Source organism: Roseibium sp. M-1, assembly GCF_054515675.1.
Genome location: NZ_CM137257.1, coordinates 6,004,537 through 6,022,178, shown reverse-complemented (window position 1 = coordinate 6,022,178; position 17,642 = coordinate 6,004,537). Strand labels below are relative to the sequence as shown.

The following is a 17,642-nucleotide window of genomic DNA, read 5'->3' as shown; positions in this document are numbered from 1 at the left end:
AGCGCGGCACAATGCTTGACTTTGCCGGCTCCGGGGCCTCCCCGGAGCACGGGGAAGTCTTGCCGGGATTTCAACTCGGAAGGGGCATCCATGGCGTTCTTCACCCGCTCGCCCGACGGGTTTCCGTCCTACTATCTCGCGGGCAACTCCGGTGCCGTCGGCGCCGCGGCGTTTCTGCTGGGCGAGCATGCCAAGTCCACCGACGACACTTTCACGATCGAGCAGGCACTCACGACCGCCTCGCTTGGCGGCATCTTCCTGTTTTCGCCGAAGTCCCTCGACATCGGCGATGCAGCCGCGCAGGAGATATTCGCGGGCAGGATCTGGTCCCTGGTCGCCCGCGCACCTGCCAGCCGCGGCATCGTCTGGATTGCCGACCCCGGCAGCCTGACCGACCAGGACCAGGTGCCGTTTCTGGGGCTCGCCGGCGACGGCAGTTCTCTCGCCTCCGGTCTGGTCAACGGACTTGTCGTCTCGGCGATGTCGCTTTCGGTGGCCAACGGCATGAAGCTGTCCCTGGACGGCACCACCCTGCAACTTACAGGCGGCAGCGGCAGCGGCATCGGCTTTGCCGGTGACGACGCGCCGACCATGCGTGACGCGACCACCGGCGAGATCGGCTTCGACGGATCGACACGCGGATGCCTCTCCTTCCTCCCCTATATCGAGCGCCGGTCGTTGAACGACCAGTGGAACTGGGGGTTCCATTTCATCTCCAGCGATGACGACACGGTCACCGGCCTGTCTTCGGAATGGCTGCCGCTGGCGGAGACCGAAAACGGCGCCGACCTGATCGGCTTTTCGGCCCGCTTCGACCTTGCCGACACGCTGAACACCGTCACCCCGCTGAACGGAACGCCCGCCGGCGCACCCCGGTCCGGTCTCTGGTTCACGGGCACGAATATCGACCGGTCGAGGACGCTGCTGCGCTCTTACTACCGGACGGTCAACGGCGACCCCGTGACCCTTTATCCGGTCGGTCTCGATGCAATCGGGCCGGGCCTTGCAGCTGCCGGGTTCATCTTCTCGGTCGGTCAGCGGGTCTCCGACACCACCGAGGATTTCCACGCCGGACCCTTCGGCGATTTCGTGATCGACACGCGTCCCGGTCCGAACGGATCAACGGCCGAACTGCTGTGCGGCCTTTCCGGCGCCGAATTCATCTCGGTCCTGCCCGGAACCGCCGCGGACGCCGCCGCGCGTTTGCGCTTTTTTCCCTACAAGCCTGCCTATACGGACGTCTTCCCACCGATTGTCGCTTCGCCGACCGGGCCGCAGACCGACAACCGGATCCTGCTCAAGGACGACTACACCACGTCCTGGGTTGCCGTCATGCCGCCTTCGTCCAGTGACGCGACCTATGCCGCCCAGCCGGATGGCGCGGCGCTGTTCGGCTACGATCCCTATGTCTGGGCCAAGCAGAATGCCGTGCTGGGCCATGTCGATCCCGGCCAGAAGCTGCCCGGTGACGGCAGCACCGTCTTTCCGATGGTTCCTTATGCCGGTTTCGCACCGTCGGGCTCGCAGCTCGGCTTCGATCAGGAAAAGAGCCGCGATTTCGAGAGCATGATCGTTGGCCCCACCCGGCGCAGCAAGATCGGCCTGCCGGGTGGCGGCGCGGTGCTGTCCGCCCGTGCGCACGCGTCCGGCAAGCCATGTTTCGAAGGGCTTGCGGCCTCCGGCACGGGGGACGGCAATACCCGCTTCACCACCCCGTCGGGCCAGATCGCAACGATCGACACCAAGAGCGGCAGTGCCGACTGGCAGGAAATCCTGCTGGGCCAGATCACCACGCCCGAAGCCAGCCAGATGGCTTTCGAGTTGCCGAGCGAGGAGCTGCAGAGCGCGTTTCAGACCAACCAGCTCTTTCTCGTCGTCGCCAACGACAAGCACCTCCTGCGCACTGGCGGCAGCTTCGAGAACCGGCTCAATATCGGCGGCTGGACACTCGGCGCCAATATCGGCCAGTCGCCGCAATTCGGCGACTATGCCAACGTGATGATCGTCAAGGGCAAACGCGGCAAGCTTTACGATCCAACTCTTCCGAAGGACGAAAACCTCGTCGCCAACCCCTCGAAATGGACGTCGGCCGATGTGTTCGCTGCGCCGACGACAGAGGGCAACGACACGCCGGACCCCTCGCAACTGATCAACCTGTCGCAGTGGCTGCAGGACTATTTCGAGGACGCGCTGAGCCAGCCGGACAAGGAGAGTTTCGAGGCCTTCAACCGCATCGCCCAGGACGAGACCTGGACCGGCGTCATCGTCCTCCGGGCCAAGATCGTCAGCCCTCCCTCCGACCTTGCCGGCATATCCGCCGGCGTGCGCGATGTGGACCGCTATTATGCGCATCATTTCGCGGTCAAGATCAGCCAGATCAAGAGCGAACCCAAGTCGGGCGGGATCAAGATCGACGGACAGAGCTCCGTCTACGGATTGATCTATTACGAAGACAGCGCCTATCTGCCTCCCAAGGCGGGCGAGCCGGTGCAGCCGGTCGTGCCTCAGCCGTCGGAAGACTACGACTTCATCACCCTGACGCTGAAGGTCCTGTTCGAGAACACGGCGGTCAAGACCTTCTCCAGCTACACCCAGCTGACCATGAACCGGCTGTTCGGCAGCCTGGTGACCAGCATGGGAACCGGCGGCAATCCCTATAACTCCGTCGTCCTCGCCGGCACGTTCCAGGACAATGACGACAAGCCGACCTACGGCATGAAGACGGCCGGCGACTTCATCTACAACATGACCAACAACGTCCTGGAAAAAGTCGAATTCGTCTCGGCGGAGATGCTGACGATCGCGGCGGGACCACCCACCACCCAGATCCGGTTCACGCTGAACGGGTTTCTCGGTTTCCACGTGATGAAGACCATCGACGACGTGCCGGTCGACTACTACTCCTTCGGCAGCGATACGGGCAAGGAAGAGCCGCGAACGGGGCTCAGCTTCTCCAATCTCGCCCTGGACATGTCCTTCGACACACCGGATCCGGACGCGCCTCCGGCTGTGGTCAAGAACCGGGTCATCGCCTTCGACAGCAGCCAGATCGGGTTCAACATCCAGGCCAGCACGCCGCGTGCCGGCAGTCTTTACGAAGCGCTCTCGCTGGATCTGGAGGGCCTTGTCAGCGGGCCTGCGGATGGCGAAAGCCCGGCAGCGCTCGGGTATCTCAATGTCGTCACCAACGCCCGCATGGGCGGCCTGGGCAAGTCCTGGAACGGGTTGAAGTTCCGGCTGAACCTGGGAACTGCCGGCGAGCTGGCAGGAAAACTCGGCCTCAACGCCTATCTCCTGCTTGCCTGGGCGCCTGACAGCACCGCGGGGCCGGACGTCAACAACGTCATCAACTACCGTGCAAGCACCGGGCTGAACATGCCGGGGACCTCGAACGGCGCACCGCTTATCAGCCTGCAGAACGTGCTCGCGATGTCCTACGGGACGATCCAGCTGCTTTACGAGGACAAGTCCAACGCGGCCCTGCTGCACCCGGCAACGCTGCGGCCGCTGGTGCCGCGGGTTGCCCTTGCGGGCACGACCGACAAGCAATTCATGCTCCTTCTGAACGAGATCGCCATCAAGTTCATGGGGCTGTTGAAACTGCCGCCCAACGGCAGCACCGCCTTCTACCTGTTCGGCGATGCCGATCCGGCTGCCGGCCGCAAGACGGGCCTGGGCTGGTACGCGGCCTACAACAACGAGCCGCAAAAGAAACTGGATGCCGCCGGAACCGGGGAGTCGAACCCATGAACGTTATTCCGAAACCCGGTTTCGGCGTCCTTGCCGACGGCCGTTCGCTTGCCGACCTGATCCAGGATTTCGCGTCTTCCGCAGAAAGCACCAATACCAATCTTTCGGCGGAAGGACTGGTGCGGCTGCGGACCTGGATCGGCGCGAGGAAACTCAGGTACTTCGTCTACAACGCCAAGGGTTTCGGCAATCAGGCCAACACGGTGAACCTGATGAAGCGCATGCTTCAGCTCGGGTTTACCAACAATATCGAGCTGATCTACGACACCAGCGGTATGGAGGATCTGACCGTCCTGCAGAAGCTTGCCGTTCTTCTGCCCGGCCTCAACCCGGCAAACCCGCAGCCCTACCAGCTGGGGCCCAGCACCGTGATCACCTTCTTCGCCTATTCTGAGAATGGCGGGCGCAAGGTGGACGGTCTGGTGGATCAGCTTCCCCTTTGCATCAACGGCGGCGCGGAGATGAAGAGCGAGGCAGATCCCAACCTCGCCGACGTCTTCAAGGTCGACTTCTATCTTCAGGTCCAGCCCTATATGTGGGAGGTCGTCAACACGGTCGACAATCCCCGCAGCCTCATCCTTCCCAAGGGAGCGAGCGAGTCGATCATCCTGCCTCAGCAGGAAAGTCTCCAGAAAGCGCTCTACACCTACCGCGCCTTTGCAATGGCGCAGCCTCCCGTGCCGGACTGGACCGAGCTCCTCCAGATCCCGAAAGAGCTCACCAACCTCAACAGCATCGCCGTCGCCAAGATCCTTTCCGAACAAGTGGCGGCGAAAAAGATCACGATGGCACCGGTCTACGGCCTCTATGACAAGCCGCTTGGCAATCCGGTTATCGGCACCGCGACCAACATCGCCTTCCAGTACGTTACCGCCAACGCGATAGCTCAGTCACAAGGCACGATCGGAAACGCCCCGGTCGTGATCGTGGTGCTAAGCGATCTGATGGAAACCACCTGGCAGAGGATTTCCTCGTTTTATCCTCTTGCTGGCGAGCAACCGGTCAAGCCGACCCCGCCGTCGTCCGAAAGCGAAAGCAGCGAGGAATCGGGCGGCGAAGATGATTTCGGCTTCGGGTTCGTTTCCTATGAGGAAGAGTTCGACGAGACACTCTTCAACGTCCAGTCATGGTGCTACCAGAACGGCCTGGTCCAGCCGAACGCGCAAACCGGCCAAAAGGGACGGATCCATGTCGCCCGGACCATGGCGCCGGAGGACCTGACAAAACTCCTGGCAACCCTGACCGGCAATGACGTTCTGGTCATCGGTGCGCCGCTGATGCCTCAGGATGCCTTCAACTATCTCTATTCGATCGCCGGCATTCCGTTCATGTTCGAGGGACAGGGCACGGCCAATCTTGCGCTCAACCTCGGCAAGCCGTTCTTCAAGCTGAACACCCAGAAGGCCAAGTCCTATCCGTCCGCTTTCGGCAACGGATCGGAAGATCGGGCATCGATCATCAGCTCCAAAGCGGCGCAGCTGGAAAAGCTCACTTACGACAATATCCAGCTGGGCTATTACGATTTTTCGGGAGGATCGAAGAAAGGCGATCTCGTTGTCGCGCTGGCTGGTGTGATCGGCCAGATGACACAGGGAGCCGACGGGTTCGGCACCTATTTCAGCGAGATCGAACGGTTCTACGGCACCAGCGCCAACGACAAGCTTCTGCAGGCCCTGGTCTTCCTGGTCACGACCCTGGTGGAAGACGTCGGCGGACAGGACCATGCCTTGCGGCTGCTGGCCGCGACGGCCCTTCAAGAGGGCGACACCCCACTCGACAAGCTTTATGCACAGATTGAAAACGCCATCAGCAAGGGCGTCCTGGCGCTGATCCCGACGGTCATCCCGAACGGGCCCTTTGCCGACTTCCTGACGGCCGTGATCGAGGGCACGGACTTCAACATCGGCTCTCCCACCTCTCCGGTGCAGGTCACCTATCCCGCTTCGCACGACAAGATCACCGTCACGGGCCGCACGCAGGACTTCCTCGGCATTCCGCTGGAGACGTCCGTCATCTTCACGATGAATGCCAACGGCAAGGATATCGACACCGCCTTTTCGCTCACCGTCGGCGAAGTCTCGCTCGCGGGCGTGCAATGGTTCAAACTGGACAGCCTTGAGGTCGATGCGACGATCCCCGGCAACGACAACCGCATGCATGGCACCATCTCGTCGAAGATCGAAATCGGCGGCAATCCGGTGTCCTTCGATCTCGCCTTCCCCAGTTCGGCCGATGGCAAGGTCGTCATCGACGGCGACTTTTCGACCAATCCGCCTTCGCTCGATTCCCTTTTCAAGCTGCTCGGCGGCCTGAACTTCATGACGACTTTGCCGCCGCAGATTTCTTCGGTGGCCAATATCGAATTGCGAAAGCTGAAGTTCGGCTACGATTTCAAGGCCAGCCAGATCAACAGCTTCCAGCTGACGCTGGAAAACAACAAGCCATGGCCACTTTTCGGCAAGCTTGAGCTGAGCAACCTGGCATTCGACATCGGCCTTGTCGAGCCGACAGGCGCCCGGAAAATCACCTGGCAGGCATCGACCAACGTGGTGATCGGGTCCGCCGGCGGTAGCGTGAACGTCACCGTCAGCTACCCGAACCTGACCGTGACCGCTGGTCTGAAGGACGGCGGCCCGCCCATTCCGGTCGGCGACCTTGTGACGTTCTTCCTGCCCGACAACTACACCATCAATCTGGCTGCCGTCGTCTCCGCCTTCGACATGGCGGTCACCCCCGGCGAAAAGGGCGCTGCGACCATCTACAAGGTCAGCGGCGGCCTGACCATGGATGCCGATGTCTGGAAGCTCAGCCTCGGAATTGCCAGCTTCGCTCTGACCGACGTCTTCCTGATCGTCGAGGGCCAGCAAGGCGAGACCGCGAAGCAGACCGCGGTCACCGGCTCCCTCACCGCCAACACGCAGCTGGATTTCAAGACCGACACCGGCACGGATCTGGCGGTGCCGTTCAGCATCACCGCGGCCTATCGCGAGAAGGGGGTCTGGTTCTTCAGCGGCAAGCAGGGCGACCAGCCGATCCGAGTCAAGCAGATCATCGAGGCCTATCTCGGCGATACCTGGTGGGTAGCGGGACTGCCGAACCTGGACATCACCGACCTGGCGTTCAGCATCCAGACACCCGAGAAAGGCGCCGACCCCTCCAAGGCGACCTCATACATGGTCGGCGGCTCGATCCGCGTGTGGGACACGCCCCTGGGCGACAGTTTCGAGACCGTGATCACCGGCCGGTTCGGGCAGGGACAGGTCGAGCAGACGGCCCGGATGTTCGCCCGCATGGGCAGCCGTGCGCTGGTGCCCGTCCTGAACGACGCCGGAGCCATCGTGCCCCTGATCGGAGCGGCCCGGAATTCGGACAGGCTTGCGGCCCAGGACGGCAAATACGGCGTCGTGACCGCCGACATTCTCTGGAACAACATCGAGCTGCAGCTCTATTTCAACTACGCGCCCGACAAACGCCTCTACGGCTTCTACTGGGGCATTCTGCACGGCGAGATCGACAGTTCGACCGACACGGCGACGATGACCTTCACCGAAGGCACTACGCTGGGCGCGATGGTCGAGACCTTCATCTCCTGGCTGACGGGGTCGAAATTCGGCCTTGGCGCCCCGTGGAACCTGCTCAACAAGATCAAACTGTCCAATTTCAAGCTGATCTGGAACTTCAAGAACAACACCGTCCAGTTCGATATCGAAATCGGTCCGATCGACCTGATCTTCGCGCGGATAGACAGCTTCGGCATCAAGTACGAGCCGACGGGCGCGAACAAGGGCGTGAATGTCACGCTCAAGGGAAGTTTCCCCTGGATGGATTTCGTCTCCGCGGACGAGGCCGGCACAAACAGTTCCGACCAACTTGGCTGGAATGCCGCCAATCCGAGCGAAACGCCGGCGCCTCCCGGCGGAGGCAACAAATACCTCGACCTGCGCCTGCTTGCGGCAGGCCAGCATATTAAGGTCGACGGACTGCAGCAGGCGGCGTCCGTTCCCAAGGCCATCGAGATCCTGGGCCAGCTGCCGGTTCCCAAGGACGGCGAACCGCCCAATGTCGGTTTCGATGCGACCAACAACTGGATGTTCGGCACCGATTTCGGGATCCTGAAGGTCGAAAGCACAAAGAAGGACGACAACACCCTCACCGTCCTGGTGACGGAGGAAAGCGGCGCCAAATACACTTTCACGCTGCAGATCGTCTTTACCGATCCGACGCTCTACGCACTTCGCATCGCGCTCGACAAGGACGCCCCAGCTGCCAAGATCTTCGCCGGGCTCGATTTCCAGATCATGTACCGGAAGCTGAGCGAAGGCCTGGGCGTGTTCTCCGCAGAAATCGTGCTGCCGACGATCATGCGGCGCATCGATGTCGGCGCGGTGACGATCACCCTGCCGACATTCGGGGTCGAGATCTACACCAACGGCGATTTCAAATTCGACATCGGCTTTCCGTGGAACGAGGACTTCTCGCGCTCGTTCTCCGTCGAGGCGATCATCCCGCCGGGCATCCCGGTTCTCGGGTCGGGCGGCTTCTATTTCGGCAAGCTGCCGGCGGTGGCGGTCGACCAGTTGCCCAAGGCGACCAACGGCTTCTTCAACCCCAACATCGTCTTCGGGTTCGGGGCGCAGATGGGTCTCGGCAAGTCGATCGACTACGGCATCCTGAAGGCCGGTTTCAGCATCACCGTCTTCGGGATCATCGAGGGGATCTTCGCCAAGTGGAACCCTTACGACAAGGTCTCCACCGGCGGCGGCGGGGCCCTGGCGCTTTCCGGCGAATATTTCTTCTGGCTGCGGGGCACTTTCGGTGTCCTCGGACACATCTACGGCACCGTCGACTTCGTGGTTGTCAAGGCCTCCGTCGACGTGCGCCTGAAGGTCTATGTCCAGATCACGCTGGCTTCCTATGAACCGATCCCCGTGACTGTGTCGGCAGAGGTGACTGCCAGCGCCAGCGTCACCATCAATCTGGGTCTCTTCAAGATCCATCTCAGCTTCAGCTTCGCGCTGAAGATCACCGAAACCTTCGAGATCGGCTATCTGCAGAACCCCAAGGATGCCCCCTGGCAGGTCACAAAGAGCACTGACGGCGGGCGTCTGCTGGCACCGTTCGCCGAACGCATGAACATGCGCTCGCACAACGTCTTCAGGGCGGACGGGCTACGGCTTTACTGGTCGCGGCTGGAGCCCCGGCCGGAAGGCGACCGCTCGCCTCTGACCGCGTTTGCGGGCTTCGGCCTGACCGTGGCGGGCGACCGGGCGTATTCTGCCCCCGGCAAGCCGGACCCCTCGCAGCAGTTCCCGGCCTATATTGCCAGCCTCTTCATCGAGGGGCCGGGCGCGGCCCAGGAGGGCGATCTCACCAACATGCTGCGTGCCTTCGGCGCTGCCGGGGACACCTCCTTCGATCTGCTCGCCAAGATGGTTGCCCGCTGGGCAATCGCCTCGATCCAGTCAGCGAATGTCACCGTCGACCAGGTCGATGCGATCCAGGTCAACGACATCGATATTGCAGGGCTCATCGAAGCGCTCAGCAACAGCGCCAGCAATCCGATGCCGATCACCGCGGCGGATGTCGAGACGTTTCTGGGTGGCCAGTTCAAGATGACCGTCAGTCTGCCGACGGAAGACGGTGCGGCCCAGGCAGCCTATTTCCCGATGCCGATGGGCCTCGGCGTGAAGGCCCCCAAGATAGGCACCCAGCCCGCTCTCGACTATACGTTCGGCGACTACAACGCCGTCGATCCCGACTTCATCACCTGGCTGCGGGACTATTTCGATCAGCTCGCCGTACAGGTCCAGCAGGAGGAAAATCCTGTCGAGGAGGCCACCGTTCTCGGCACCGCGGATGTGTCGGTCGCCAATTTCATCCAGGGCGACTATTTCGTGCTGGTCATGCGGCAGATGCTGCAGGCAATGCGCGAGGGGCTGCGCGACTATAAATATCCGCTCGACGCCGGCGCCAAGCCGAACGACATCGTTTCGTGGGTCAACACGACGGGCGACCTCGACAAGCTCGGCCAGCCGTTCTCGCTCTACGACCTCTTCAAGGGGAACGAGACCGCTGCCCTGACCGAGGGCAAGGTGCTGCAGCTGCCCTTCGTCCAGGTGGGCGTTGCCAGCGGCGACAGCTTCACCTCGCTTGCCGGCGGACAGAGCTACAGCGCAAGCGACCTTGCCACCGGCAATGCCTCGGTGGCCGGTATTCTCGTGGCAGGCGTCCCGATCGCCTACAAGGGTGAGACCTATGTGACCTCCGGCGCAGAAACCCTGAGCAAACTGGCCCTGCGGATGACAGCGACCGTCGCCGAAATGCTGGCCGGAACCGACATACTGACGCGCGCCGACCTTTTGCTGCCGCTCAGCGCGCTGACCTTGCCCCCGCACGGATATACGGTCACGTCCGGCGATACGCTCGCCAGCGTCGCAGCCGGGCACGGGCTCACCGTGCAGGATCTTGCCGGCGTCCCGAGGGGTGACATCCAGAACCCGGTCGGAACCGCAAACGGCGATGTCGCGGGCCTCTTCGAGGCGGGCGCGGACACGGTGCTGGACCTCGTTTACCTGCCGCAGTTCCCGGTCAGCGTTCTCCTCGCCGAGGCCCAGCGCACCGGCGCCATCAGCCACCTCTCGGGCATGAGCTCACGCTACTATCTGCACGGGCTGAGGCTCCCGACCGAGAAGATCACCCCGAAGCAACAGGGCATGTGGGTGACCGACGACAACGGCACACTGACCCTGCCGGACTTTGCCGGGCTCTATGCCCTGACGGGACAGCAGATCGGCATCGAGGTGCTGCCGGCGAGCCCGCTGTCCCTCACCCTGACAGACCAGGGGTCCGTTCCCTGGATGTCGTTTGCCGGCGGCGTGTCGGAGCTTTCGTTCGTGATCACTCCGCCAGACGACAAGCAACCGGACGGAGACGAGAACTATCAGCGGCTGAAGGCCATCGACACTTATTGCCGCAACAGCGTTCTTGCCGCAGGCCCAAGAAGCATTGCGGCCTCGGCCAAGGCGGGCCAGGAACCTGCACGCTATCCGCTGTCGTCGTCGATCCTCTGGCAGAGCCTGGCGCCGGTGCCGTTCCCGAACGGGCCGGTCCTGGACGATGCGGTACCGCGGATCTGGCCGTTGCCGGCGTCCATGGTCAGCCTGTCGTCGCTCGGAACCGACCAGAGCAGTCTGCTCAATCAGCCGAGCCCTGCCTTTACGCTGCAGACAGTCACGACGGACCAGGCGACCGGGTTGCCAGTCGATGCCGACATGCAGGTTTTCGGCTGGGCCTCCAGCATACGCTTCGTGGTCAAGAAACTGCCCGGAGGCGCGCAGGCGTCTGACGCGCAGAAGAACACATACGAAATCACCGGCGCCAGCGCCGAGGATACCGTGATCCTCGAGCGGATCGTACAGTATGTCACCGAGGACAGTGCCTTCGCCTCCCTCGCCGTCGGCTTCCAGACCGCCAGCGAGAGCACAGGGGAAGTCCTGCGCGCCGAAGTGGGACCGGCCGTCAGTTTCGGGATCTCCCAGTCGAACCTCTCGACCACGACACGTCCGCCCGCAGGTGTCGGCACACAGGCGTTTGCAGCGCCGGCACCGGCCAACCTTCTGAACAAGCCGACGGACCTGATCCGTCTCTTGTGGGAAGCAAGCATCACCCGGAACGGTGGCTTCTTCCTCTATTATTACGACGACGCCAGCAAGGACGGCCTGCCGGACGAGGCATTCAACGACAAGGGCGAGGCAGAGCTGAACCTGATCGTCCAGTACCAGCCCGGCGTGCGCCTGCAGCCCTGGATGAATGCGGTTGCGACGGGCGATCCGATCGACACGTCCGAAACCAATGTGGTGGCCAAGACCAAGAGCACCCTTCTCAGCCATCAGGTCTCCGGCGGCGAAAGCCTCAGCGGCATCGTCGGGCGCTACAACTCGACCCTTGTATCGCTGCTCGAGACCACGCAGACCCCGATCGGCCTGACCGCGGGAGCTGTCCTGAAACTGGCCAATGCGGTCTACCAGGTTCCTTATGACGGATCGGCCCCTGGCGGCAGCCTCAGTCAGATCGCCAGCTATTTCGCGATGACAGAGCAGGATATCAAGGACGCCAACCCGCGCATTCCGGCGGCGTACTGGACGGACGGCCTGCCCGTCGGAACGGCGATCCGCCTGCCCGGCGTCGACCGCAACGTCGGCACCTCGCCCGGCGGCACCACGCTGCAGTCAATCGCCGACTACTACGGAACCTCGACGCTCGCCCTTGCAGGCAGCAATGCGGCAGTTCCGGATCTCCTGGCTTCCGGTGGGCAGGTCTCGCTGATGACCGGGCCCCTGGCCCAGCACGGGTCGCAGGCGCCGGGAGCACAGCCGGTCACGGCTCTCCGCGACGGTCTGCCGGCTATTCCGGACGATCCGAAGAACCCGGACTATGCCTCCAGCTACCTTCTGAACGACTATACGCTACTGGCCTACCGGGTCGCGGCGAACGCCGATTTCGAAGCCTCGAACCTCGGCCTGCCGCTGTCCCAGCAGGGCCAGACGACACAGCAGACCAACGACAAGATCCGCTTCGCCCGCGAGATGACGCCCGAGGACGATCTGGTCTACGAGACATCTGTCCCCTATGTCGATCTCGCCAAGTCGCGTCCTGCCGGCGACAATCCCTACGATGCCAACGGCCGCTTGCTGCAGCTTGAATTCGGCTGGAACGACGTTTTCGGCAACAAGATGGTTTCCGACATCGACGAGACCACGACTGCCGCGGGCAAGCTGAACGGCAGGGCCAGCCTCACCGGTTACACCGACCTGGTGATCGGCGTCGCGCAGTGGCCCTCGATCAGCACCCACTGGACGGTCGGCGACACCAGTCCTGTAAGCGACGATTTCGTCATCACGGTCGAGGCTTCCTTCGACCCGCAACCCTATCTGCCCGACGTCAACGACAAGTCGGACGGGTGGAAGGCGAAGGCGCGGGCCGGCCTGCAGACGGTGACGTCGATCCTGAACCAGATCGCCGATCCGAGCGGCCTCGGCTTCAGTGTCGAAACCACGCTGCTGCCCGACCCCGTTCCGGTGCCCGAGGCACAGATCCTGCCTGCCTCGAACGCAGCGACGCTGGCAGCCTGGCTGACGGCAATCCAGAGCTTCCTGACCACGCAGACCGGGCCAAGCCCTGTTGACAAGTTCGACGGCAAGACAGCCTTCACGATGACCGTTCAGGACAAGAAATCCAAAGTGCCCGCTGCCGAAGTCTTCGAGCTGGGTCTCGACCTGATCCTGACAAGAACAAGCGGCGTCGCCGAAGGCGATTTCGCAGCCATTCCGGGTGTCCGCACCGCCCGGAGCACGGTTGCCCCGCTTGCCGATGTCGGCTCTGCGGTGGATGGCCTCCCCGGGGACGGCAACGTCCTGGCGAGCTTTGCCGAGGCCTTGAGGGAAACGCTCTCGGTCCAGGGCCAGAACACACTCACGGTTGCCACCGGTACAAACCGCTACGCCACCGGCGCAGGCGTGACCCAGGCCGCCGTCTGGGCGGTTCGCCTGGGACAGGCCGGATCGGACACCGGCATCGGCTTCACCGTGGCGGATCCCGGCAAGCCGGAGATCTTTGCGCCCGAACCCGTGTCGAACACGCTGATCACGCGGACGGTCGACATCTATCCATATAGTGCGCTTCAGGACTACGATCCGGCGACGAACACGTTCACCACCAAGCCTGCAGCCAAGGCGTTCTCAGGGATCGATGCGGACAGCTGGGTGAAGGAGTTCTTCGCTTTCTTCGACACGATCCTGTCGCCGGAATACTCTTCCTCGATCTTGGTGATCGATGCTCGCGCGAGCAACAAGCCAGTTAACGTCGACAGCTTCCTGAAGGCTCTGACCGAACAGAAGGAAATGCTCGCCGGCGTCGCCTCGAACCTGATGGCGGAGGTCTACCAGGGCCAGCCGGGCACCCGGCTTGCCTCCGCGCGCGAAGCTCTTCGGCAGAGCCTGCTGGAGCGCCTGTCGAACCTCTACACCACCCGCGCTGCCGTCAGCTTCGGCGCCGACGTGTCGGCCCGGATCCCCCAGAATCCGGACGAGAAGACACCGCAGCTCTACGGCAATCTGCAATGGGTGAGCGATCCGCAGAAGCTGGCCAGCCTGGTCACGCTGACTTCACCCAAGATGCCGCTTGCGGACGGCGCCAACCAGCCGATTACCTTCCTGCTGCAGGCGCCGCAGGTGCTCAAGGTCGACGGCACGGTCGTCGACGAGATCGACCTGGACCTGCGCTATGCGGGTGCGGCCCTCGAGCATCAGATCGCGGCGGTGCCCGGGGTCGAAGGCAACTATTATGCGTCCAGCTGGCTGTCGCCGGTGGACGATGCCTTCGCACCGCTCGCCGGCGAGCTCGGGTCGTTCAAGGTGCCGATCCTGCTGCGCGGGTTCCCGTCGACGCCACGAATGGAAGCCCAGACCGGGGTTCCGACCCATCCGGCGGCCGCAAAACTCTCCGACCTCACCCAGTGGAGCTATGGCCTGACCTACAGCCTGGATTTCCACTATCCGCAGGACCGCGTCTACGCGACCGTGCTCTACAACGTCATGGACAGCGGCAGTGCCAGGCTCAAAGCGCTCACCGATGCCTTCCAGGGCCTTGCCCAGTTCATCGTCAGTCAGCAGGCAATGGTCGAACTGATCAACGCGAATGTGCCCCAGATCAGCGCCGCCACGACGGACCAGAAGAAGATCGACGACGCTGCACTGGCGCTTGGAGCCTTCCTCAAGATGGCGACCGACATCACCACGCAGGCGTCCGGCACCGGCCAGGCTGCGGAAGGCGGCAATGCCGGCAGCCTGAAGATGGTCTCCGGCAAACGGGCACTGACATCGACCGGCAGTTACAAGTTCTACATCGAGGAGAACACGGAGACCTTCAAGTCCGGCGGCGACGACGTGACCGCCTGGGTGGTGACGCTCACCTCCATGGACGGCGCCCCGCCGGCCGAACTCACCGGAGACCCCGAAGTCAGGATCGAAGACTACACGCAGATCCTCGTCCCGGCACTGACCGATGAGGCCAAGGGCATCTATGCCTACGCCTATCAGAACGGCGAAGGCGCGTGGGCCGAAGGAGCTGTGCTGCAGGGCATCGCCGCACGCAAGGTTCTGCTTCCGGGCCTGCAGATCCTCGATCAGCAGGATGCGATCTCGGTCATCTACCTCACCCAGAACGAGGATGTGGGCGGCAAGATCAACACGCCGTTCGTCTATCAGACGCCGTCGGTGTCCTTCGGCAATCCGTACCACCCGACGATCTCCACGGCCCAGCCGGTCGACATTGCAACGCTGGGCTCGCCCGGCGGCGGCCAGGCGCAGCGATCGCTCGACGCGCAGTTGACCGCACTTTTCACCGCGCTCTTCGAGGGCGGCTTCAAGGGCGTCACGACCATTCAGTTCGACGTCGCTTATTCCTTTGCCTTCACCAGCGGTCTCAACGGCATGGCGGTGACGATCCCCGTCGCCGTGCTTCCTCCGATGCAGGTGACGGTGCCGGGAACTGCGGGCGGCACGCCGCCACCAATCGCCGATCTGGTGAAGACGCTCAGCGCGGCGATCCAGGACTGGTCGCAGGCCTATGCGCCCTCGCGGCAAAACGGCCTTCTGTCCTTCAACCTGACGATCATGTCGAACCTGACCAAGGAGCCGATGCCGCTTCTGAATCTGATGAAGCTTGAACTGAACGTCGACGACATCGTGCCGCCGCTGCCGAATCTCAACTAAGCGGCATTGGCACATGCAGCCCGCAATGGAGGAACTGAGGCGGAAGGAGAGACCCTTCGTGCGCGGCAATCCTGCAACAGACGCAACGGAAATTGGCTATAGGTCACAATATACGTCAATTCAAAATTGCATATCGGGGCGAAGCAGGGAAAACTGAGTTAAAGTTTTCCCACCCTGGAGCATGTCAAATGTCCCGCCTTGCTAAACTCGGTACGTTCGCCGCGCTAGTCGCGGCGGCTGGCTCTGCTTCTGCCGCCGACCTGCCGGTCGCACCCGAGCCTGTCGATTATGTTCGCATCTGCGATGCCTACGGCGCCCGCTTCTACTACATTCCCGGGACTGAGACCTGCCTGCGCGTCGGTGGCCGTGTGCGCACCGAATTCCGCGTTCGCAATTTCGGCGAGGCGGAGAATGCCTGGGGTGACAGGGACAGCGATGGCTACCAGTGGCGCTCGCGCGGATATCTTTTCCTCGATGCACGCACGGCGACGGAATTCGGAACGCTGCGTGCCTATATCGAATCCTACATCACCCAGACAAACGACACCTCCTCGCCAACCCTGGAACGGGCCTATATTCAGTGGGGCGGTCTGCTGGCAGGCCGCAACGGATCTAATTTCGACTTCTTCACCGGTTATGCCTTCGATGCACAGATCGAGAGTTATTCGGACCGGAAAATCAACCAGGCCGCCTACACCTTCGCCTTCGGCAACGGCTTCAGCACGACACTGGCAGTTGAAGACAATGCCGGACGCGCAACCAGCGTCGGCCTAAACGGCGGCACCGTCGGTTATGGCGGCACCCGCATGCCGGACTTCATCGCCGCTCTGGACGTCAGCCAGGGCTGGGGCAAGGCGCAGATCATGGGCGCCCTGCACCAGGTTTACCCGAACGCGGCCTATAACGGCGTCACCGGCAACGGCGAGGACGAACTCGGCTGGGCAATCGGCGCGGGCGTGGAAGTCAAGTTCGGTGGCCTTGCACAGGGCGGCAGCGTTGCACTGCAAGCCGTCTATACGGACGGCGCAAGCGGTTATGGCTCGACGGGCTGGAACAGCCGCATCACGGACGCCGTCTGGAACGGCACCAGCACCGAGACAACAAAGACCCTCAATATCTTCGGCGGCGTCAACCTCGGTCTGACGGACACGATCCAAACCAACATCGAGGGCGGTTACCATACAGTCGAAGGTGGTACTGCAGCTTATGACTTCACCCAATGGTCCGCGACCGCCAACGTGGTCTGGGAACCGGTGGAAGGTTTCATAATGGGCCCGGAAATCCAGTATCGCGACGTCGATTTCAGCAGCTCCTCCGGCTTGAGCGATGGCTACGAGCTCTACGGCACCTTCCGGATGCAGCGCACTTTCTAAAGCGTGTCGCGTTCATTTGAATTCACGCGACACGCTTTATCTCCTTTTTGGCGCACGTCTTTTTGCGTAAAATCGGAATCCACTTTTTCGCAAAGCGAACTGACTGAACCCCGGGCCATCGGCCTGGGGTTTTTATTCGTCCGGTTGCTTCGAAGGACAACCGGTCCGTGGTCACACAATCAATCCGAGGCACCACCTTCGGGAGCAATTCCGGCTACGGCACTTCATTTCCCGAAATTGGAATAGGGAGGATCCTAAAGCGTTTAACTATTAGCTTGGAGCCTTCTGTTTGTCGTCAGGCGAGAGGACTGCGCGAAGGGTCGTGAAGCCCATGGCGGGGTTATGGGCGAGCGGCACGACAAGGCGAGCGTCCGCCGAACGTGAACCCGAAGGGTCCGGCCGGTCTGGTTCAATCTAATCATGAAACGTTCTCGTTGGGATCGGCGACGTCGATTGCGTTCAGGATATGAGATGCCGCGTTATCGACAAACGACTGGTACCGCTCGACTTCCCTCGAGAGCATGCCTTCCGCCTTCTCCTCGATCGAGTTCAGTATGATCCGGAAGTGGCAATAATCCTCGCAAATGTCCCGGAAGACATCGCTCGACCTGCAAAGATTTTCAATCGATGCCGGGTTGCCCGGCAGGTCGAGGAGGACATGCGGCAACGCCATCAGACTATCGTCCCCGGCCGGCGCATCGACATGTCCGCCGTCGAGCAAATTTGTTTTCCTCATGGTCCGTCTCCC

At 62.3% G+C, this 17,642-nt stretch carries 4 protein-coding genes; 3 read left to right on the top strand and 1 reads right to left on the bottom strand.

Annotation, left to right across the window (positions count from 1 at the left end):
• Positions 1–90 precede the first annotated feature (90 nt).
• The 3 genes from ACX3M4_RS27065 to ACX3M4_RS27055 all read left to right on the top strand — a co-directional run bounded on the left by ACX3M4_RS27065 (position 91) and on the right by ACX3M4_RS27055 (position 16,894).
• Entirely contained in the window at positions 91–3,750 is a 3,660-nt protein-coding gene (locus ACX3M4_RS27065; RefSeq protein ID WP_459356029.1) for a hypothetical protein, read from the top strand.
• Positions 3,747–15,521, top strand: a complete 11,775-nt coding sequence (locus ACX3M4_RS27060) for a LysM peptidoglycan-binding domain-containing protein (RefSeq protein WP_459356028.1) — start codon at positions 3,747–3,749, stop codon at positions 15,519–15,521. The genes ACX3M4_RS27065 and ACX3M4_RS27060 overlap by 4 nt, the downstream gene beginning before the upstream one ends.
• A gap of 188 nt (positions 15,522–15,709) precedes the next feature.
• Positions 15,710–16,894: a porin gene (locus ACX3M4_RS27055; RefSeq protein ID WP_459356027.1), complete on the top strand. Its 1,185-nt coding sequence runs from the start codon at positions 15,710–15,712 to the stop codon at positions 16,892–16,894.
• Between the two features lie 418 nt (positions 16,895–17,312).
• Here ACX3M4_RS27055 and ACX3M4_RS27050 read toward each other — a convergent pair whose 3' ends face one another.
• The gene (locus tag ACX3M4_RS27050; protein WP_459356026.1) at positions 17,313–17,630 is read right to left on the bottom strand and encodes a hypothetical protein; all 318 of its coding nucleotides are present in this window, start codon (positions 17,628–17,630) and stop codon (positions 17,313–17,315) included.
• Between the last annotated feature and the right edge of the window lie 12 nt (positions 17,631–17,642).